This window comes from Paenibacillus sp. FSL H8-0537 (assembly GCF_038051995.1).
In the GTDB taxonomy this organism is placed as follows: Bacteria; Bacillota; Bacilli; order Paenibacillales; family Paenibacillaceae; genus Pristimantibacillus.
In genome coordinates, this window is the sequence record NZ_CP150290.1 from 6,124,646 (window position 1) to 6,146,448 (window position 21,803).

A 21,803-nucleotide genomic window follows, 5' to 3' on the forward strand; every position below is an offset into this window, starting at 1 on the left:
CACTCCTTTTCAAAGTTCATTTCTAGGCAATGTAATCCATACACAAGTTCCACCGCCAAGCTTACTTGACACTTGAATTCTCCCCTCATGTAATTCAACAATTTGTTTAACGATCGTCAAACCAAGACCTGTGCCTTCTTCCGTTCTAGAAGGTTCTGCTCGGTAGAAGCGATCGAACACATGCGAAAGCTCGTCTTCTTTAATACCTATCCCGGTATCTTTGAATTGAATGGTCACGTAAGGACCGCAATCTTCCATCTCAATTTGTATGGAACCATTCGGTTTATTATATTTTAATGCATTAGTAAATAAGTTATCCCACACCGTCTCTAATAAGCTCTTATCACCCTGGTAAACTTCTAACGCTTCCTTTACTTTTCGTGCTTTACGTTCCTCTAAGAATCGTGACACTAAAATAATATTATAATCAATACCAAGAGCGACTAAGAAAATAAAGGCATACACAGGAACACGCGTACTCACCGCATCGTATCCGAATAATACATCAATTAGGAATATACCTAGTCCTAATGCAGATACGAATGAAATCAGAATCGTAGCCATCATGTAAGCTGACATTCTAAGCGATTTGGTCAATACGAACAATAATACGAGTATTAGTAACGTTTCAAGTACAACGATCACCCATAAATCGCGGTTATTAGCATCACGTTCATCAACTAGCTTCGGTGTAACACCACCATAATGAATTTCTCCAGTTATGTTAACATCCGATAATAAGTCATCGCTACCATTACGTAGCTCTTTGATTAAATCAATCGCTTCGACTGAATAAGGATTAAAATCAAGCGTCATGCTATATTTTAGAGATTTTGTATCCTCCGTTATACCAATCAGTCTAACAGATGCAACGTTATCCTCTTTAAGCAATCTCGAACGAAGTGCTTCGATTTGATCTTCTGATATTGTTTTATCGCTTGTTATCAAGATCGAAGTCGGTGCTAATTCTCCTTTTTTATATTGGGTTTCAACAATTTCATATCCTTCACGAGATGGTAGGTCTTTCGGGAATGATTTCACAGTATCAAACTCATAGTTTAAGTTAAATACATTGAGTGCTGTCACAAGCATAATAATCCCAACAATACCACCTGATAGTCCTGGCTTGTTTACTACAAGCTTAGCCACAGGACCCCAGAAACCATGCTTCACTTCATTAGATTTGCCAAACTTAGGTACGTTAGGCCAAAATGCTTTGCGACCGAACATTGTGAATAATGCTGGTAATAGTGTGATCGATGCTAACATTATGATTGCCATTGTCGTACCGAAAATGGGTGCAAAATTCTGGTAATCACGGAAGCTCGCCAAAAATAAAATAAGCATGGCTGCGAATATAGTACCACCTGCTAGAAATACGGGCTTACCTGTAGCACGCATCGCATGCTTCATAGCATCATATTTGCTTTCGTGATGATTCAACTCCTCCCGGAAGCGTGAGAATACGAATAGGGAATAGTCAATAACAGCTGCGAACAGCAGGATACTCATAATCGAGGTTGTCGAGTTATTAATTTCTAATCCGCCTGCCCCCATTAAGCCAATGACCTGGTTAGCAACTTGATATACAATCGCTGTTGCTAATAATGGGATGAGCGCTAATAAAGGTGAACGGTAAATAACGATTAGAAGCAATAAAATAATTCCGATCGTTTCCATTATTAACACAAAATCCGCTTGCTCAAAGAGCTTTAACGTATCACCCACAATACCAGCAGGTCCTGTTATTCGAAATTGGGTATCAGTAAATCCTTGCGCTGCTTGGTTTCCGATCTCTGCAACTTTATCAACGGTTTCTCCGATCTGACGACTGTCAGCAGCGGCGTCTAATGTCATCGGAATAATCATTGTTGATTTGTCTTCAGATTTAAAGGCTTCTAACGCTTGAGGCGGCAGATTGGCAATATTAATGATTTCGTCTATGCCAGCCACATCAGCAGCTAGAATCGCATCCATAATTTGTGCTACTTCGTCCAAATTTATTTTCCCGTTTTCCTTATGAAAGACGAGAATCCCAGGTGTTCCCTGATCGTTTGGAAAATACTGTTCGAGCTTTTCGTTAGCGATGATGGATTGCGCTTCGTTCGGTAATGACTGAAAGTTCGTCACTTTGTAGTCACTTAATTTTGGGTCCAGCACTTAAACCAATCATGAGAACAAGCCAAACGATAATTGTGATCCACATGCCCCTCTTTGTCGAAACCCAATCTGTTATTGACCTTAATAAAGTATTCATTATTTCCTCCTTGATTTCAGATTTATCTATACGAATAAACCTTTTGGCTACGTATTGCATTATATTCTCTTCATATAAACTCAAAATAAACTTTTTGAAATATACGTAGCCGCCACACGAATCGCTTGAACACCGGGCGCGTCACTTCGTTAATCAGAACTCCTACGCAACAACGATTGGATATCTATCGTTCTGATTAGAATTCATAACAAAAAGGCCTCGCCCCCATGTAAAGGAGACGAAGCCTTTTTGCCATAATAATTACTGAGCCGAAACATTTATGCTATCAATATTTGGCCCTTCTGTACCTGTAGTGACCACTTTTAAACTATTAGTTCCGCTGTTCATAGGTACCTGAATCGTCTTCTCGACCCAAGTTCCCCAGCCGCTGGTTGCTGTAAAGGCAGCATTGCTAATCACTTTCGTACCGTTGACATAAACATCTAAATTTCTCGTACCTGTTTCCAATGCATACCGGATCTTGACATTTTTAGTACCTGCAACTGCAGCGTTGATATTATTCCACTCAATAGCCGCATCAGTTGTAGCATTGAAGTTAACATATCCGCTGCCGCTGTAGCCGGTATGAATGGCTTCAACTAAAGAGTTGGTCAGTATAGTGCCTGTCTCTGCTTCATAAGAAGTACCAGTGCTCATAGCATTTTGTGTAAACTGCCAGTAATCAAAATTAAATAGGTTGCCTGTGCCAGCCCCAGTAAATACTAGGAAGACGTTATGAGTACCGGTTGCACCGCTTACAGCCGTTTCAATTACGCTCCAGTTTTGCGCTCCACCTGTGGAAGGTACATTAAGCGTTCCGACAAGCGGGCCAGTTACACTGTCAAGACGCACTTCAATTTTCCCGCCCACGGTAGAGGCTACGTTTGCTTTAAAGGTAGTAGCTCCACTTGAACCGAATTCGGCGTTTCCTACAGCGACCCAGTCCCCATTGTTAATGCTCGTTACGTGAAGATTACTTACTGGTCCGCCTGTTGCTGAAGTTTTCTCCGTCAAAATGCGTCCATTCCAGGCAATCGTTTCAGCCTCTACCCGGTTATAGGGATTGAGATTGGCAAGCTGCGACACGCCTGCAAAATTGGCTGCAACCTCCTGAATCGATCCATTCGCATTATGCACAAGTCTATTGATATGAGGAGAACGATAGCCTCTACCTGCTCCGTATAGAGCATGGCTGACCGTTTGAGTATGGTATACCACATACCACTGGTTGTTTAAATTAAACACAGAGTGATGGTTATTTCCTCCTGCACCAAAAAATGAGCCTGGATTTTTCAGGAAATGTCCTGCATACGTAAAAGGCCCCATCGGACTCGTGCTGGTCATATAGCCGATTTCACCACTAGGCTTATCGGCGGGGTGCGTACCGCTGAAATTAATGCAATAGGAGTAATAATATACTCCGTTATACTTGTGCATGCCTGAGTCCTCAAACATGAACGGCGCATCAATCATGGATGCACTGCCAACAATGCTGGTCATATCAGCGCCTAATTTCAATACTCTGGCTGTCTTTGGATTAGCCCTTTGCTCCTGCGTTGGATTTGAACCGCCAGGGATGCCTCCACCGGCATACAAGTACCCTGTGCCGTCGTCATCTACGAATACGGCCGGGTCAAAAAGCCAAACAACGCCGGACATGCCAGGTGTATTGGTTGTAACCAGTGCTTTTCCTAATGGATCGCTCCATGGCCCAATCGGGCTGTCTGCTGTGAGAACGCCGATACCTCCGGCACTATTTGCAAAATAAAGGAAAAATTTATCCTGGCCATTTATTTTTTTCATTGCCGCAGCCGGAGCCCAAGAAGCACCCGCCCATTTTGCAATGCCTTGACCGCCATTTGCTCCATTTGCACCTGCTACCGGAATTGCGCCGTGATCTGTCCAGTTCACCATATCTGCTGAAGATATAACGAACACCCTATTCAGATTAGCAAAAGAATTATCTTTAATGGTTCCGTTGCTATTATATTCATAGTCATCACTAGACATATAAATATAGACTCTTCCGTTATAGGTTAATGCAAAGGGGTCTGCCCCTAGATGATGGTCAATCAGCGGGTTGGAATTCCCTACATTTTTTGCAATGGTCGTACTGGCCGCAAATACAGACATCTCTGGCAGACAGCTCAATATTAAAGCAAAAGCTAATAAAAATACGCTCAACTTCTTTTTCATAGCTCCATATCCTCCTTCAATTCGTACGTACCCTGCCTCTCACAAACAACCATTCCTACAGCTGTCCTGCTACTAGGCTGAAACGTTGATATTATCTATATTCGGTCCCTCTGTACCCGTCGTAACCACTCTTAAAGTATTGTTTCCGCTATTCATGGCAACCTGAAGCGTTTTCTCACCCCAGCTTGTCCAGCTGCCAGTCGCTGCAAAAGCTGCATTGCTGATCACTTTCGTCCCGTTAACATAAACGTCCAGATTTCTTGTCCCTGACTCCAGCGCATAACGGAACTTCACATTTTTAGTTCCTGCAACGGAAGCATAGATGCTGCCCCACTGAATGGCTGCATCAGTTGTAGCATTAAAGTTGACATAGCCGCTGCCGCTGTAGCCTGAATTTATGGCTTCTACTGCGGAGCTCGTCAAGGTTGTTCCCGACTCGGCTTCATAAGTAGTTCCGCTGTTGTTGTTTCCACCGCCACCCAATTCAGCTACAAAGGTTGTAACACTTTGTGCTGGAAGCTGGCCTGTAAAGGAACCTGCCGACACATTAATCGACGATCCAGCTGCAAGATTTCTAGTGCTGTCTGTTACCCATGAAGATACCGTCGATGCATTGCCGTTTTGCAAAACAAATTTTTGATTGACGGCCGAGGTGCTTCTATTAATGGCTACAATAACGACCTTGTTGTTACCTTTATAAGCAGAGACGTGGACATTTGTTTCAGGGGTCTTAGTTGCATCAACCCTTACATAGCCTGGACGAACAAATTTGGAGAAATGAGCCATGTTATAGCCGCGTTTGCTGATCGTGCCGTCCTCTTTCATCGGGCCGTATTGTCTGCGGATATACCACCATACATAGGCTTGGAAATCGCCTTCAACCATCGCATTGTGAATATGATGGGATACATCCAATGCCTCAGGCCAGAGATCCGCCGAGTTGTTGTTACTATTTGGATAGTATACTTCCGTCATCCAGAGCTCTTTGCCCGCTCCTTTTTGTTTGAACAGCGGGTATGCGAAATTGCTAACGCTTGTACCATAAAGATGAGCACCAAGAATATCCATATTGGCAAGAGCTTGCGGATCATTCAAAATCGGGTCTGACATATTTTTCAGGTATTGAAATGACTCCGGTGCCATGACCTTCGCATTTTGAATGGAGCCCGCATTTTCTTTCATAAAGCGAAGCATCTCTTGTGGCGTCCACCATGTCCAGTCATGAGCGTAATCAGGCTCATTTTGAACCGAAATCGCATAAAGGTTCACACCGTTATTTTTCATGTAAGTGACAAAATCATTAAGATGCTGGGCATACGCAGCGTATTTATCGTATTTAAGTCGTTTCGCTGAAGTATCACCATTTTTATTGAAGGTCTCGATCATACTAGCTGGAGGATTCCATGGCGAAGCGAAGACGAGTGCACCTTGCTCTATCGCACGTTTTGCAGTCGGCACTTCTTTGGACCAATTATTGCTGTCACCGTCTACAAAGATTCTTAATACCGAAAAGCCCAGCTGATTTTGTCCATTGCCAAATGCCGTATCTCTTTGGGATGCTGTCAAATCCCCAATCCAAGCCGGGTGGTTAATGCCGCCAAAGCCTTTGATTAATTGTTTTTCTGCCGATAAATTAATAACTGCATCACTTGCTGCTGAAACCTTAGGTGGACCTGGCACGGTTAATACTAACGGAAGCGCCGTTAAACATGCCAATAATACAAACATTGTTTTTTTCAATCTTGAGATCATTTCTTTCATCTCCTTAGAATAGTAGTTTTTTCCTATATGCTTCTCCGGCTGCTTCAACAACCGCCAACCACCTCCCTTCTCATCTATCCCTTTAGCTTTCACTCATGCAGTCGTTATTCGTATGCTTTAGCCCTTAACGCCGCCGAGGGTCATCCCTTGGATAAAATATTTTTGCAGGAACGGATATACCATCAAAATGGGAACGCTGGCAATGATCGTCATCGTAGCCCGGATTGAAGTTGGCGTCACCATCGCTCCGCTGTCGCCCGCAGCTTGATAAATATCTCCGGCCGTTGCCGTGGCTGCCGTAGTGGATGTTTGCAAAATTTTCATCAACTCGTACTGCAGCGTGCTTAATTTAAGAGTGGAGGAATTGTATAGAAACACATCAAACCAGGAATTCCACTGCCCTACCGCTACAAACAGCGACACGGTCGCCATCACGGGCACGGTCAGCGGCAATACGACGCGGACGAATGTGGTGAATTCTCCTGCACCGTCGATTCGGGCCGATTCCAGAATGCCTTCCGGCAGGCCTTCAATGAAGGAACGGATGACGATCATGTTGAACACCCCAATTACACCCGGAACAATATAAACCCAGAAGGAGTTAATCAAGCCTAAATCCCGAATAAGCAAATAACTAGGAATCAAGCCTCCACTGAAATACATCGTAAACACGAAAAACATCGTGACAAACTTGCGCAGAACAAATCCCTGCCGGCTGACGGTATAGGAGAGCATCGCTGTGCAAAATACGGCCACAACCGTTCCAATAACCGTACGCAGTGCCGATATGAGAGTAGCGTGATAAACATCGGATTCTCCAAAAATATACTTGTAATTATCCAGCGTCCATTCCCGTGGCCACAAATATATCCCGCCCCTAATGGCGTCGTCAGCATCATTAAAGGAAACGGCCATCATATGGACAAACGGGTAAATGGTGACGACCATCAGCGCTATCATAAAGATAATGTTGCAGCTGTCAAACACGAGATCCCCAAAGCCTGCTCTGGGCAAGCGGGACATTTTGGCTTTTTGCATCGTGTAGTTCCCCTTTTAAAACAATCTGCTTTCTCCCATTTTCTTAGCAATCGAATTGGCGGAGAAAAGGAAGATGAAGCTGACTACCGTTTTAAAAATGCCAGCCGCCGTTCCTAAGGAAAAGTTGCCCATTCCCATGCCATACTTCAGCACGAATAGGTCGAGGTTCTCCGAGTAATCCATGTTCATCCCATTGCCCAGCAAATATTGCGGCTCAAAACCAGCTTCAAGAATGTTGCCCATGTTCATGATTAGCAAAATAATGATAACGGGCTTCATGCCGGGAAGCGTTATGCTAACCATGCGCTGGAGCCTGCCCGCTCCATCTATTTCAGCCGCTTCATATTGGGAAGGATCGATAGCACTAATGGCGGCCAAATAAATAATCGTGCTCCAGCCCACCTCCTTCCAAACCTCGGTCGCCCCGAGGATTCCCCAGAAATATTCTCCTTTGCCCATCCATAGGACTGCACTATCTATGAGCTTGAGCTTCAGCAGCAGCAAATTAAGGATGCCATCCGGAGATAAAACCGTCAGAACGATGCTTGAAGCTACTACCCATGAAATAAAGTGCGGTAAATAGCTGACGGTCTGAACGAACCGTTTAAAAATGATGTTTTTCAGCTCATTCAGTAGAAGAGCCAACGTAATCGCTGTAACGAAACCTAGTACTAATTTGATGGAGCTCATTACTAGAGTATTGCGCAGCACACGATAGAAGGTGCTGTCAGCGAATAGGAGGTTGAAGTGATGCCAGGCCACCCATTTCTGTTCCCCGAAGGATTTTGCCGGCTTGTAGTTTTGAAAGGCCATCGTCCAGCCCCAAAGCGGTAAATATTTGAAAATAAAAGCCCAAATGACGAATGGAATACACATAAACGCGAGCGTTTTCTGCTGAATAAGACGATGATAAAACAGCTTTATTTTATTTATTTCTGTTCTATCGGTGCCTAGTGCTGCATCCATCGTATTCATCAGTTTCCCCACTTGATATGACTCCTTCCAGCCCCCTGCTTAAGCCCTGCTCACCATTTGCCTGCAACGCGATTCTTTATCACCTTGGTTATCGTATTCTCATAGGTCTTCTTGTCCAGCTTGTTCAGCTCGCCGATATACTCCTCCCACAGCTTGTCGAAATCAGGCGGCCATGCCATGACCAGAGCAGGCAAATATTTGCGCTGCACATCATCCGACTTCATCGTAAAAATTTGCTCCGGGGAGCCTTGCTCCAGCGCGATGGACCATGCGGGGAACCATGGACGTGCTTCTGGCTTTGAAAACATCTCGCTGAACGTATCGACACCATATGCGTTCAGAATCGTTTTATCGCCATCGGTAAACGAGGCATAGGCTAGCTCGGGCTGATTGCCGGGGCTAAAGGCATTGCCGTCTGATAAAGTGGACTCCACGCCGTAACGCGGCCAGTCTGTTTCGAAGTAGGTGAAGCCAAAAGTACGGCTGAGCTCCAGATCATCATGGTATTTGCGCTGTTCATCGCTTGCGTAATAAAAGCGGCCATGGTCATCTACACTGTAGGTTTGGTCCTTGATCCCCCACTGTACGAGGATTTGATTTTCTTCCTTCAGCAAAGTATCGAAGTATTTAATAATACGAATGGGATCCTTGGCTTTGATGGAAATGCCGACCCCATAATTGGCGACAAAGCCTGGCGGGTCCACATACTGATCTTTGATGTCTTTGTCGAATACAAGGGGAAGCGGAGCATAACGTTTCTCGTCAATGCCAGCCGCCAATAGATTTTTGGAAGCATCCCCTGCCTGCCATGCGTAGTTAAAGTAGCCAAGCACACGCCCTGAGGTCAATTTGGCCAAATATTGATCCTTGTTCATGGTAAAGGATTCCGGATCAAACAGTTTTTCCGCGTTCACTTCGTTCAGCTTCTGAATCCATCTCCTCTGATAGTCGGTTCCGGCTACAACCTCGGCCTCATGGGTTTCCATATCGACAATAACACGGCCGTCGTTAGGATAGCCCGCAAGATGCATAGCAGGGTTTTGCAGCGTAAAGAAGTTATTTGCGACGCCGGCCAGGGAAACGAACCCTATCGTATCCGCGCCATCAATTGTCGGATGCTTCTCCCTGTATTGCTTGATTAGAGCAAAATATTCGTCCAAGGTTTTGATCTTCGGATAGTCGAATGCCTTCAGCACCGAACGCTGGATCCAGAAGGCTCCTCCGCCAATATTGGGGCCACCGAGATACTCGCCCTGATTGGCGGTATACGGCAACGTATAAATTTTCCCGTCCTCCTGTCGCATTTTATCGAAGTAAGCTCCGTACACGCGTTTGATGTTAGGCCCGTACTCCTCAATCAGATCATCGAGCGGAATGTAGGCTCCTGCGTCCATCAGCTTCGCCATTTCGCCACTAGAGCTGATCACATCTGGATAATCGCCGCTGGCAATCATGACTCCAGCCTTGGTTACGCTGTCGCCCACGACATATTCCAGCTTCCAGTCGACACCGGTTTGTTTCTGCAATTCTTTGCCGATGGCCGTTTCACTCGCCAAGGTGTCCTTCTTGCCTGTCGAAAAATGATAGTATGAAAAAGTTACGGGCGGGTTCTCCTCTCCGCTTGCTGTGGAAGCATCGGATGTGGATTTGCTGCTAGAGGCGCTGTTAGGCGTAACGTTATCCGCCTTACTGCACCCTCCGAACATCGCTGCTAATAAAATAATCAAGCCAGCAATTACCGCCTTGCTTTTGTACATTTCAACAAATTCCCCTTCCAACCGCAAAGTTGTAAGCCCTTTCAATATATCAAGAAAGCGTTTTCTTGATTACCCTACAAACCATACCTTTTTCTTCGAAAAGCATACCCATTCTTTCCCAACTATTACAACTCCTCGGTTTCCAACGGCAGAACGATTTCGATATGCGTTCCCATCCCTTCACTGGCATGGATGGAGAAGTCAAAGCGATCCTGGTAACACAGCTTTAGACGGTAATAAGCATTTTTCATGCCAACCCGCTCGCCTATATCATCATTTTCCTCCAAATAATGAAACAGCTCATCCAGCTTGGCCTGAGACATGCCGATACCATTATCGTATAATCTGATATAAAGCTGGTTCTCCCGCTCGGTAACAGAGATCGTAATGATTCCTTTGTCGGGACTCGATTCGATTCCATGGATACTGGCATTCTCCACAAACGGCAAAATAACCATCTTAGGAATTCGGCGGTTAAGCGCTGACGGATCTGCTACAATGCTATAGTCCAGCTTCCCCCCAAAGCGGTATTGCTGTATTTCCAGAAAGCTGTCTATCAGCTCAAGCTCCTCACGCACCAGCACATGCTTCCGACTCCAAGAGATAGACTGGCGGAACATTTGGGACATATGATGAATGATTTTTGCCGTTTCCCGCTCTCCCTTGATGACGCTCCTCATTCGGACAGATTCCAGAGCGTTAAACAGGAAGTGGGGATTGATCTGGCTGTGCAAGGCATGAAGCTGCGCCTGCTGCTGCTTCAGCTCCAAATCCTTCTTTTGGATATCCGCAATATAAACCTCATTAATCAAGTTCTTGATCGTTCCCATCATTTGATTGAATTCCACCGTTAGCTGGCCGATTTCATCTCTCGCCTCTTCGTGAGGAATCGTCTGAAAGGTTTGCGTTTTCACCTTCTTCATATGCATGAGAATCTTCACCAGCCGTACATGCAGAGATCTCGACATCACAGCGATAATAATGGAGGGCAGCACAAAATTAATGCAAGCGAGCCAAATGACAATGAACCGCGAATCGCGGACCTCTGTAAGGAAGACTGCCTCATTCATCACGCCCTGGAGCGTCCACCCCTCCAAATAACTAATGCCATCAAAAGAAGCCTCAAACAAATGTGAGTTTTTAGGAAGCGCAATGTCCTCAAACCGAACATTTGCCTGCTGCCATTCTCCTACCTGTTCATAGCCAAAGCACACCCGTCCCTCAGGGTCAACCAAATAAACCTTGCCGCCAAAAGCACTGTTTCCGAATTTTTGGGCGAGCAAATCCATGTTCAAATCAATTTTTACCAGTTGCTCAATACCTCCGGTATGGTAGTTATTTAACTGTTGAATGAGGCTGAGCTTCTTGTCGGCATAAACAAAAGCTGGATAAGGAGCAGAAGAGGACTTAGACTGGATATACCAGTCGGATTGCCGAACCGCTTCGTTCAGGTGGTCAATGTAGCCCGAGGACAAAACGGTGGGATTATCTGTATACACCTGATACCAGCGGACACCCTGCACGTTTTGATCGGAAAACGCCCCGCTCAGATAAGAATGATAAGTCTCAATGTAATCCAGCTGAGTGGCAAAATGCCTTGCAACTGTTTTGTTAAAGATGGGATCGGCATAGAGGGAATAGGACAAACCAACGCCTTGGTCAAACGTTACGCGCAGATCGTTTTTGAGATTGTTTAAGGCCATGTCGGCATCACGGGTTTTTTGGCTGCGAATATTAACGGTAGTCACATTATAAAAAACCACGTTAGTGACAACGATAGGGATAAATACGGATAGTATGTACATGAGCAGCAGCTTGTCGCGCAGCTTCATGTAGTTCAAATTGAATTTAATCATCGTTCAGCCTCCCAGCTCCTTGGCGTTCAGTATGTTTCGGTATTCTGTCGGCGACAGCTTCTCTCGCTTCTCGAACTGGGCGACAAAATAATCCGCATTCTGAAAGCCGACTCTGGCGGCGATTTGGTACATGCGCAGGTCAGTTTGCCGAAGCAGCTTTTTGGCTTCCTTGACCCGCAGCTCCAGCAAATATTCATTGAAATAAACCCCATAGCTTTTGCGAAAAAGCCGGCCCAGATACAAGGCATTCATATAAAACATTGCCGCGATGGATTTGAGACTGATATTTTCGCTATAATGGGCGTCAATATAGTTTTTAATCTGCTTGATGCTGCCCTTGGACCACTCCTGACGAAGCAAGGCAATGTAGTCCTCCGCTTCCGTAAGCGCCAGCATGAAATGCTCCTCCAGCAGCTGTAGGCTCCAATTGCCATGCTCCCGTTCGGCCAGCTCCTTTAACCACCCAACCTCCTCCTCGCTGCCGTCCATCTCCTTAATGACGGCTATAATTCCGGTAATGCATCGGGAGAGCGACCCCGTTACAGCCTGCGGGGTGAAACGTTGCTCACGGAACAGGCGGAACATGTCCGCCGCCGTTTGACAGTATGCCTCCCGGCTGCCCTCCTCCAGCTGCAAAACCAGCCTATTTGAAAGGTCTGGACTAATATCAAAAACATACAGTGGCAGATCCTTAATTTTTGCGTACCATATCACACCGCGTTCAGCATATTTATGCCGGGCTGCCTCGCTAGCCTCCAGATAGGAATGGCGAAGCTCGGCAATATGATCGACGGCATTGCCCACATACATGCCGATGTCACAGCTCAGGCGATGGGAAAGGGCTATGCGTAGCTTTTCCAAAGCGGGCCCAATCCCCCCCTCTCTCGTATGCAGCCGGTCCACGTTTAACAGGAGCCCAAACTTGCCCGGCTGCAGCTCGATGACAGGAACATCTCCTTCTCTACACTCAATAGCGTGCAGCGCTTCCTGAAACATCTTAATGTCCGCCAGCTGTTCCTGCGGAGCGGCGTACACGTCAACCAACACATACATCAGGCTTGCACCCTCCGGCATGCCTAGCATTGCGGAATATGGCTCTGCCTCCTTCTTGCCTAAAGCCCCCTGCATCAACGCTTCTAGAATAGGGTTGCCTTGCTGCTTGTCTCCGGACAGCAAAGCCTTCTTTTTTTCTATAATGCTGTAGGTCAGCTTCCGTAAAGCCGCCGTCATTTCCTCTTCGTCAATGGGCTTCATAATATAGTCGTGTACCCCGTAGCGTAGAGCCTGCTGTGCATAATTAAAATCATTATAGCCGCTGATAATAATGAAAAACGGGTCAAGCTGGCTATGCTCCTTTACACTTCGAATCAGATCAAGTCCATCCACGAGCGGCATGCGAATGTCGGTAATGACTAAATCTGGCTCCAGGTCCTTAATCATTTCCAGCGCTTCCTTGCCATTATTCGCCTCACCGACTATTGTGAACTTCATTTCTTCCCATGGGATTAGCTCGATCAGTCCTTTCCGAACAAATACCTCATCGTCTGCCAGCACTATTTTGAGCATCATCCATTTTCCCTTTCTTCATTAAAATAAAAGCTCTCGTGATTAGTTACCTTGCCTTAGTTATGTAAGCGCTATCATATTATTAGAATGATAATAAAGCCCAAAGGAATCTTTGCGAATATACGCTGATTTGGGGGGCTTTAATGGGGCAGCAAAAATACTGCTTGATTACTCATGTTAACACATTTACATATTTTATCCAAATAAAAATTTAATAGTTACGTGGACCTGAACCTTTGCGTACTTCCCAACTTATTAACATAATCCCGATAGATACAGATAGACATATAGATGGTTAGCCTTCATGTAATATTAATAATTCTATATAGAGGCTGAGCTTTAGAATGTGATATAATTCTCTACAGCTAAATACATAATTTAGAAATAAATTGAATGATTGCAGAGGTTCTCAGTCCTATGAAAAATTACATCGCTCACCAAGCGGAAACCTTTATTCTTAGTAAATATACAAGCCGCTTCTTATTCGGAATCGCATTTCTTGCTGTTATTGCGGCAGACTTCCGCTTCGAGAATTACATATTGTTCCAGTTTGCTTATTTAATGCTTAGCTTACTGGTAGGCCTTTCTTTCTGGAAGGAAGCTTGGATTCGAAGCGTGCTCGTCGTTCTTATCGTTTTCTTTAGAGTTTATTTGGAGCGGCAGCCAGCCGTTTTCCTTCAGGATGAGTTTCTCTTGAGAGTCTTCACCTTAGTCCTTACGTATTTTTTAACCTCCTCTTCTATTTCGTTTATGATTTTGTATTACAATAGACAGAAGCAAAATATGCTTCAGCTCACCTTTACATTAGCTAAAGCCTTGGATTCAAGAGATCATTATACAGCCGACCACTCGGATAACGTGGCTTATTACTCGAGGAAAATCGCCGAAGAAATGAATCTGTCCAAGCTAGCGTGCGAACGCATTTATATTGGCGGCATCCTTCATGACATTGGGAAAATCGGCGTGCCTGAGCATATTCTCCTCAAACCATCTAGGTTGACGGACGGAGAGTTTGAAATTATTAAGGAGCATCCTAATACGGGTTATGAGATGCTAAGTCATATCTCCCATCTTAAACGGTCCGGCATTCTGGATATGATTCTTCATCATCATGAAAGATTTGACGGACGCGGCTACCCGAGCCGTATTGGACATACCGAAATTCCAATAGCAGCTAGAATTATGGCTGTTGCTGATACGTTCGATGCCATGACCTCCAAGAGGGTATATAGAGGAGAGCTCGATGTTGAGTTCGCGATAGAGGAAATTCGAAAAAATGCAGGAACACAATTTGATCCTGACGTAGTCAAAGCCTTTATGAACATCTGGCAGCGTGAAGGACCTCAATTATTATCCAAGTATTCTGCTTAGCCAACCATAGAGCAACCTTGGAATAAAGAAACAGCTGCAGCCTCGGACCTGAAAATAACGTCCTAGACCGCAGCTGTTTTATTTTTCCTGCTTTAGCTTTACGATATGCTCATTCTCATGAATATGAATGCCTGCTTGATTGCTTTTCGCTGCAGAAATCATCGTTTTGGCAACAGCACTGGCCTGCACAGGAGCATATTTCCTGAGCGGCCCCGAAAACAGTGGGGAAAGCAAGCCCGACAGCGATGCGGCGATTCGTTCCCCGAACCGAAATTCCTCCCGCTCGCCAAGCAGCAGCGAAGGACGGAGTATATGCAAAGCCGGAAGCTTGAGGCTGCTCAGCGCTTCTTCCACTTCCCCCTTCACACGATTATAGAAGGCTCGCGATGATGGATTTGCCCCGATTGCAGATACAAGCAATAGCTGCCTTGCTCCTTGCCTGCTCGCCAATTGTCCGAGCGATAGCGGGTATTGATAGTCTACTTTCCGAAAAGCATCCTGACTCCCGGCCTTCTTGATTGTCGTACCGAGTGTGCAAAACACATCTGCACCGTCCATCTGCACACTCGCTTGCTGCAATTGCTCGAAGTCGATGATTTGCTCCACGAGCTTTGGATGCTCCATGCCCGTTGGCCGCCGAACAAAAATCGTTACGGCCTTGTATGCTGCATCGTTAAGCAACAATTGAACCAACTCCTTGCCAATTAAGCCTGTGGCTCCCGCCACTACAGCTGTTCTGTTCATTTGGCTGCCTCCTGTAAAAAACGCTATTATCAACTGAAGATTTAATCGTTCGCAATATTTGACTCCACTTTAGAAGAGTTTAATATAGTGCATCCCTGTTTTCAATTGCCTACGCGAAAAGAGACCATCTCGACAGTAGTTTTATCTACCAGGAGATGGTCTCTATAGATGAGTCAGGGCTTATTTGAGAAGCAGCGGCTGGATCTTCTTCTCTATGAGTTCTGCAACCTCATATGCAGTATTGCAAGCTAGAGCTTCTTCGGCAAAAACATTCATAGCTTCGTACGACAATTTGGATATTTGGCTGCGAGCAGGCAGGATCGAAGCGGCACTCATGCTGAATTCATCGAGACCAAGACCTACAAGCAGCGGAATGGCTGCCGCATCACCCGCCATTTCTCCACACATGCCCACCCATTTCCCTTGTGAATGAGCAGCGTCGATTACCATTTTGACCAAGCGCAATATGGCAGGGTTAAGCGGCTGATACAAATATGAGATCCGTTCGTTCATTCGGTCAGCAGCCATCGTATATTGAATCAGATCGTTGGTGCCGATGCTGAAAAAGTCTACCTCTTTGGCGAAGCGATCAGAAAGTATAGCGGTAGATGGAATCTCCACCATTATGCCGACCTGTATCTGGTCTGAAACTTGAATATTTTCAGCCTCCAGCTTACTTTTTTCCTCCAGCATCATTTCTTTGGCTTGACGGAACTCATCCAATGTTGAAATCATCGGGAACATGATCCGTAAATTTCCATACCTACTGGAGCGAAGCAGCGCACGGAGCTGGGTACGGAAAATATCCTGGTGCTCCAGACATAAACGGATAGCCCGGAAGCCTAAGAATGGGTTCATTTCTTTAGGAAGCTCTAAATACGAAAGCTCTTTATCTCCCCCGATGTCCAGGGTTCGAACGACCACTGGCTTGCCATCCATTTTCTCCAATACAGCCTTGTAGGCATTAAACTGTTCATTCTCCGATGGCATGCTGTCCCGGCTCATATACAGAAATTCTGTCCGGTACAGCCCCACCGCTTCGCCTCCGTTTGAGAGGACAGCGGAAACGTCCGCAGGGGTGCCAATGTTCGCCGCCAGCTCCACATGATGACCATCTGCAGTCACGGTAGGCTTATTTTTCAGCTTGGCCCATTCATTACGCTGCTCTTCATACTGCCCTTGCTTGATACGGTATTGCTCGACGGTTTGCTCATCCGGGTTGATGATTACGATTCCTTCCAGCCCGTCAAGAATCAGCAGATCGCCGCTGCGAATTTGAAGCGCTGCCCCTTTCGTCCCTACAACCGCGGGAATTTCAAGTGATCGAGCCATAATAGCTGAATGAGTGGTCCTCCCTCCGATGTTGGTTATGAATCCCAACACATAATTCCGGTTTAGCTGTGCTGTATCCGATGGCGTCAGATCCTCAGCCACCAGAACAACTTCGTCCAGAATGGAGCCCAAATTTTCAGCCTTTACTTTCAAAAGATGCCCCAGCACTCGCTTGCTAACATCCCGCATATCTGACGCGCGTTCCCTTAAATAAGCACTCTGCATATTCTCGAACATAGCGATGAAGAACTTTGTTGTTTCTTGAAGAGCATGCTCGGCATTGACCTGCTCCTCTCGAATGAGACGCTCGATCGGTCCAATGAGCTCGGGATCGTTCAGTACGAGCAGATGGGATTCGAAAATTTCCGCCTTCTCCTCGCCTAATTGCTCCAGCGTCCGCTGCTTCAGAGCCTGCACGTCCACAATCGATTGTGCCAAAGCCTCGTGAAATCTGAACATTTCGCCATCTGCATCATCAATCGTCCATTTCTCCGCCTGCAAATTCGGCTGTTCGATAACGAATGCCTTTGCAATAGCAATGCCTGCCGAAGCCGCTATACCTTCTATGTTAATCATAAAGAATACCCAGGCCTTCCTTCTGGAATATTCCCTCGATCGCCTCAAGCGCTTCGGCTGCATCTTCTCCTTCTGCAATGAAGGTGACTACATCATTCGTGCTCAGGTCAAGCGAAAGAACGCCAAGAATGGATTTCAAGGTTACCTTGCGTCCATCCGCTTCAGCAAAAATCTCGGCTTTAAAATTACTCGCCATATTCACAATGGCTGTCGCCGGCCGTGCATGGATACCATCTTCGCTTAATACCATAAATGTTTTATTCATCTCTACCAGCTCCTATTTGTAGTTGCAAGTTGTCAATGCAAGTTCTATATCGTTTCTCCATTGCTTCTAATACATTCCTGATACCAATAGAAGGAGTCCTTTTTATATCTTTGCAAGGTTCCTTTGCCATCGTTATCTTTATCGACATAAATAAAACCGTACCTTTTTTTCATCTCACCGGTTCCGGCACTAACCAGATCGATACAGCCCCAAGGCGTGTATCCAAGTAGTTCTACGCCATCCTCCAGCACCGCTTTTTTCATTTCTTCTACGTGTCTTCTAAAATACTCAATACGGTAATCATCGCGAATTCTGCCATCCTCTTCGACCGTATCTACCGCGCCCAAACCATTCTCTACAATAAACAGCGGGATTTGATACTTATCGTACAGCCAGTTCAGCGTAATACGAAGACCGACGGGATCAATTTGCCATCCCCACTCACTGGCTGGAAGAAGAGAATTTTTGTAGCCGCTAATCTCATTGCCCTCGCTCTTATTCTGAGTTGCCGGATTCGCAATGGCGACAGAGCTAGAGTAGTAGCTGAAGCCAATAAAATCAATCGTTCCCTCTTGCAAGATAAGCGCATCTTCTGGCTGTGTTTCAATGATTAATTCATTTCTTTCCAGAAAATGATAATATGAATTAGCGTACTTGCCGCGTACATGAACATCCAAAAACATGTAGGCTTCCTGAAGCTTCTTTACGCTTGCCAGAACATCGTCCGGACTTGCGGTCGCCGCATAGGATGTTGGATGAAGAAACATGCCTCCAATGACAAACGCCGGATTAATTTCCTTGCCAAGCTTTACAGCCCTTGCACTAGCCACCAGCATATAATGAGCTGCCTGGTACATGGTCTGGAGCTTGTTCTCGCCTTCAGCGATTTGAATGCCGCCAGGCTTCCAAGGCTTGCGGACAATCATATTGATCTCATTGAAGGTCATCCAATATTTAACCTTGTCCTTATACCGGGTAAATACGGCTTGGCAATAATTCAAATAAAAATCAATCAGCTTGCGATTTCTCCAGCCGCCGTATTTCGTGACGAGATGATAGGGCATTTCAAAATGGGATATTGTAATGACTGGTTGAATGCCATATTCAAGGCAGGTATCAAACATTTCATCGTAAAACATCAGCCCTTCCTCATTCGGCTCCTCCTCATCTCCATTCGGAAAAACTCTGGTCCATGCGATACTGGTTCGAAAGCACCGAAAGCCCATCTCATGAAATAACTTAATATCTTCTTTATAGTTCGAATAAAAGTCGCTGGCTTCATGATTGGGATAATAGCGATCCGGCAGCACGCCATCCGTGACTTCCCGTTCCACCCCATGGGCAGCAGCCGTCATCACATCGCTGACACTGACACCTTTGCCGCCTTTATTCCATCCGCCCTCTACCTGATTCGCGGCAACTGCGCCGCCCCATAAAAAATCGTCCGATAATCTACTCATCCGTATCCTTCCTTTGAGCATCAATCGCTAGCAATGCTTCGCTTATTGCCACCTGCTTCGCGGCTACTTGAACAACGCTCTTGTATTCATTCGTGTTAGAGATAATGACCGGTACTACCGTATCATAGCCCGCAGCTCGAATAGCTTCTTTATCGTATTCAAGAAGCAGGTCTCCCTGTTTGATTAGCTGACCTTGCTTCACATGCGCCGTGAAATGTTGGCCTTTTAATTTGACGGTGTCTATGCCAACGTGAATGAGCATTTCCACCCCATCCTTGGACAGCAAGCCGATCGCATGGTGGGTACGGAATAAGGACATGACCGAGCCGTCAAATGGAGCATACACTTTTCCATCGTCTGATTCGATTGCAGCACCGGCGCCAAGCGCAAATATAGGATCATCGATTTCAGCGATGCTTTTCACCTTTCCGTTCAAAGGCGAATTTATGATGATTTCTCGTGCTAAGCCGCTTGCTGCATCCCTTGTTTTCTTGGCAGTGGAAGGCTGTTCTTTAACTGCTGCATTGCCAGCTGCTCCAGCGCTTACCGCTACCGCCTCCGGCATGTCTTCCTCATCAATGCCCCAGATTAGGACTCCGACCAAAGCAAGCGTGATACTGATCGCAACGCCAATTAAAATATGAATATAGCTGTCTGCAATGTAAGTCGGCAGCGCCAATAATCCCGGCAAAATCAATGCCGTTGCTCCACCGCCCCAGAAGTTCACATAGGCAGCCCCAATACCTCCAGATACCATTGCCACGATAAAAGGCTTTTTATACTTCAGGTTATAACCGAATATAGCGGGCTCTGTAATTCCGAATAATCCGGTCAAGCCGCTTGATAAGGCGCCCGATTTTTTTGCTTTATTTTTCAACAGGAAAAACACGCCAAAGCATGCTCCAGCTTGAGCCAGATTGCCCGTTAAATTTGCTGGCGATATGACGGAATAACCATACTCTGCAATCAGTTGGCTGTTAATTGGCGTAATTGAATAATGCATCCCAAATATGATGAGCACAGGCCTGAATGTGCCGAACAGGAACGAACCAATTACGCCGTTCGCCGTATAGAGGTACGTGACGATTTTGGCGATGCTGCTCCCCACATAGGTGCCGAAAGGTCCGATCGCAATTAAGCCAAGGGGAACCATAATAAACAAAACAAGCATCGGGACAAACAAGATTTTGAACAAGTCCGGTATCCGTTTATCAATAAAACGATACACATAGCTCATGATCCAAACTGAGATGATGATTGGAATAATCGTCGATTTGTAATTGACTAATAAAAGCGGAAGCCCAAAAAAGTCTAAGCTGGTGACCCCTGTTTTCGCTACGTTGGCCGCCCCTTCCAAGAGGGTTGGGTACATGTAGGCTCCTGCTAAAGCAACCGCTAGATACTCACTGGTTTTAAACTTCTTAGCTGCACTGACCGCAAGGAAGAACGGAAAGAAGTAAAAAATCAAATCGCTAATTAAGTTAAATACCTGGTAAGCGCCACTTGTTGTTTCGATCAAGCCCATGCTAGTAAGTATAGCCAGCACGGACTTGACCATTCCGCAACCGATGAGCACGGGGATAACTGGGCCGAATATGCCAGCAACCGTTTCCACAATTCTGGAGATCACATTTTTCTTCTGCTTTACTTCTTTCACTTCGATGTCGCTCTTATCTAAATCGATCATCTCGCTGAGAGCATCGAATACGGCTTTTACTTTTGCCCCGATGATAATTTGCAGCTGACCGCTTCTGAATTGCGCTTTAAGAACGCCTTCCAATCGATCAAGCGCTTTCAAGTCAACGGAAGCTTCATCCTTTACGTTAAACCTCAATCGGGTAGCACAATGCGTTAGGTAGGTGATATTGCTTTCCCCTACTTGATCTAATATTTGCTTGGCTAAATCCTCCGTTTTCAAGCTGTTTCCCCCTCATCTGTCTGTTCTATCTCTTTACCTTGCTGAGTGAATAACAAAGAAAATGCTAGTCTAAGCAGCCTACAGCGCAGATCATCATAGGGGAGATTCAGGATCGGGCTCCTGCCCGATCCTTCCCGCATCCACGCCTGCCGAGCTTCACGGCAAGTTTTTTTATTTGCCGCCGGCCAAATGATATAACATTTTCTCACGCAAGCCAGACGTATCTTTGCCAAATATTTCGGCGATTTTATAGGCAAACGGATACGGTGTCGCCGGTCCTTGGCTTGTAACCAGATTTTGATCAGCTACAACAACTTCATCTTTGAAAATGCCGCCGATCAGCTTTTCTGCGTAGCACGTATAACCTGTTACCTGTTTGCCGTCAATGACCTTGGCTTCGGATAACACGACTGTACCAGAGCACATAGCGCCTATATATTTTTGATGCTCATTAAAATATTGGACCATCTTGATAACTTCCGGATTTTCGCGCAGGTTCTGCCCCCCTGGACGTCCGCCAGGCAGCACAACCATGTCGTAGCTCTTCACTTCTTCGCCAAAGGGTTTGTCGCCCTCTACATAAATGCCATGCATCCCTTTGACCAGCTTATCTCCAAAATAAAAGGTGTCGCATGTCAGGCCCGCTCTTCTCAAAATATCTACGATCGTTAATGTCTCGCCTTCTTCATACCCCTCTGCCATCAACACTGCTATTTTACCCATGCTTATAC

At 45.7% G+C, this 21,803-nt stretch carries 14 protein-coding genes and 2 pseudogenes; 1 reads left to right on the top strand and 15 read right to left on the bottom strand.

Features of this window, described 5'->3' with window-relative positions; translation table 11 throughout:
- Nucleotides 1-9: 9 nt before the first annotated feature.
- The 9 genes and pseudogenes from MHB80_RS25855 to MHB80_RS25895 form a co-directional block, all read right to left on the bottom strand.
- Nucleotides 10-336: pseudogene (locus MHB80_RS25855) on the bottom strand (sensor histidine kinase); the annotation flags it as partial.
- An 18-nt stretch (nt 337-354) separates the two neighbouring features.
- Nucleotides 355-2,257: pseudogene (locus MHB80_RS25860) on the bottom strand (MMPL family transporter); the annotation flags it as partial.
- 261 nt (nt 2,258-2,518) lie between these two features.
- Complete coding sequence (locus MHB80_RS25865) at nt 2,519-4,453, bottom strand: carbohydrate-binding protein (RefSeq protein WP_341279652.1); 1,935 nt, start codon at nt 4,451-4,453, stop codon at nt 2,519-2,521.
- Nucleotides 4,454-4,525: 72 nt separating this feature from the next.
- The gene (locus tag MHB80_RS25870) at nt 4,526-6,265 is read right to left on the bottom strand and encodes a carbohydrate-binding protein (RefSeq protein ID WP_341279653.1); all 1,740 of its coding nucleotides are present in this window, start codon (nt 6,263-6,265) and stop codon (nt 4,526-4,528) included.
- A gap of 66 nt (nt 6,266-6,331) precedes the next feature.
- Nucleotides 6,332-7,252 (bottom strand): carbohydrate ABC transporter permease, encoded by a 921-nt coding sequence (locus MHB80_RS25875; protein ID WP_341279654.1) that lies wholly within the window; start codon nt 7,250-7,252, stop codon nt 6,332-6,334.
- A gap of 15 nt (nt 7,253-7,267) precedes the next feature.
- The gene (locus tag MHB80_RS25880; protein ID WP_341283081.1) at nt 7,268-8,227 is read right to left on the bottom strand and encodes an ABC transporter permease subunit; all 960 of its coding nucleotides are present in this window, start codon (nt 8,225-8,227) and stop codon (nt 7,268-7,270) included.
- Nucleotides 8,228-8,277: 50 nt separating this feature from the next.
- Nucleotides 8,278-9,984, bottom strand: a complete 1,707-nt coding sequence (locus MHB80_RS25885) for an extracellular solute-binding protein (RefSeq protein ID WP_341279655.1) — start codon at nt 9,982-9,984, stop codon at nt 8,278-8,280.
- A gap of 125 nt (nt 9,985-10,109) precedes the next feature.
- Complete coding sequence (locus MHB80_RS25890) at nt 10,110-11,840, bottom strand: sensor histidine kinase (protein WP_341279656.1); 1,731 nt, start codon at nt 11,838-11,840, stop codon at nt 10,110-10,112.
- A gap of 3 nt (nt 11,841-11,843) precedes the next feature.
- A complete protein-coding gene (locus tag MHB80_RS25895) occupies nt 11,844-13,409 on the bottom strand; it encodes a response regulator (RefSeq protein ID WP_341279657.1) in 1,566 nt (521 codons plus the stop codon).
- 414 nt (nt 13,410-13,823) lie between these two features.
- Between MHB80_RS25895 and MHB80_RS25900 the strand changes: the two genes are divergently transcribed.
- On the top strand, nt 13,824-14,777 hold the full coding sequence (locus MHB80_RS25900) for an HD-GYP domain-containing protein (RefSeq protein ID WP_341279658.1): 954 nt from the start codon (nt 13,824-13,826) through the stop codon (nt 14,775-14,777).
- A gap of 78 nt (nt 14,778-14,855) precedes the next feature.
- Here MHB80_RS25900 and MHB80_RS25905 read toward each other — a convergent pair whose 3' ends face one another.
- The 6 genes from MHB80_RS25905 to MHB80_RS25930 all read right to left on the bottom strand — a co-directional run bounded on the left by MHB80_RS25905 (nt 14,856) and on the right by MHB80_RS25930 (nt 21,795).
- A complete protein-coding gene (locus MHB80_RS25905) occupies nt 14,856-15,521 on the bottom strand; it encodes an oxidoreductase (protein WP_341279659.1) in 666 nt (221 codons plus the stop codon).
- Nucleotides 15,522-15,701: 180 nt separating this feature from the next.
- Complete coding sequence (gene ptsP / locus MHB80_RS25910; RefSeq protein ID WP_341279660.1) at nt 15,702-17,429, bottom strand: phosphoenolpyruvate--protein phosphotransferase; 1,728 nt, start codon at nt 17,427-17,429, stop codon at nt 15,702-15,704.
- Nucleotides 17,422-17,694 carry an HPr family phosphocarrier protein gene (locus MHB80_RS25915; RefSeq protein ID WP_341279661.1) on the bottom strand — a complete coding sequence of 91 codons (273 nt, stop codon included), beginning with the start codon at nt 17,692-17,694 and terminating at the stop codon, nt 17,422-17,424. Before MHB80_RS25915 ends, ptsP begins: the two co-directional genes overlap by 8 nt.
- A gap of 44 nt (nt 17,695-17,738) precedes the next feature.
- Entirely contained in the window at nt 17,739-19,154 is a 1,416-nt protein-coding gene (locus MHB80_RS25920; RefSeq protein WP_341279662.1) for a 6-phospho-beta-glucosidase, read from the bottom strand.
- The gene (locus MHB80_RS25925) at nt 19,147-21,072 is read right to left on the bottom strand and encodes a beta-glucoside-specific PTS transporter subunit IIABC (RefSeq protein ID WP_341279663.1); all 1,926 of its coding nucleotides are present in this window, start codon (nt 21,070-21,072) and stop codon (nt 19,147-19,149) included. Before MHB80_RS25925 ends, MHB80_RS25920 begins: the two co-directional genes overlap by 8 nt.
- Nucleotides 21,073-21,243: 171 nt before the next feature.
- Nucleotides 21,244-21,795 carry a DJ-1 family glyoxalase III gene (locus MHB80_RS25930; RefSeq protein WP_341279664.1) on the bottom strand — a complete coding sequence of 184 codons (552 nt, stop codon included), beginning with the start codon at nt 21,793-21,795 and terminating at the stop codon, nt 21,244-21,246.
- Between the last annotated feature and the right edge of the window lie 8 nt (nt 21,796-21,803).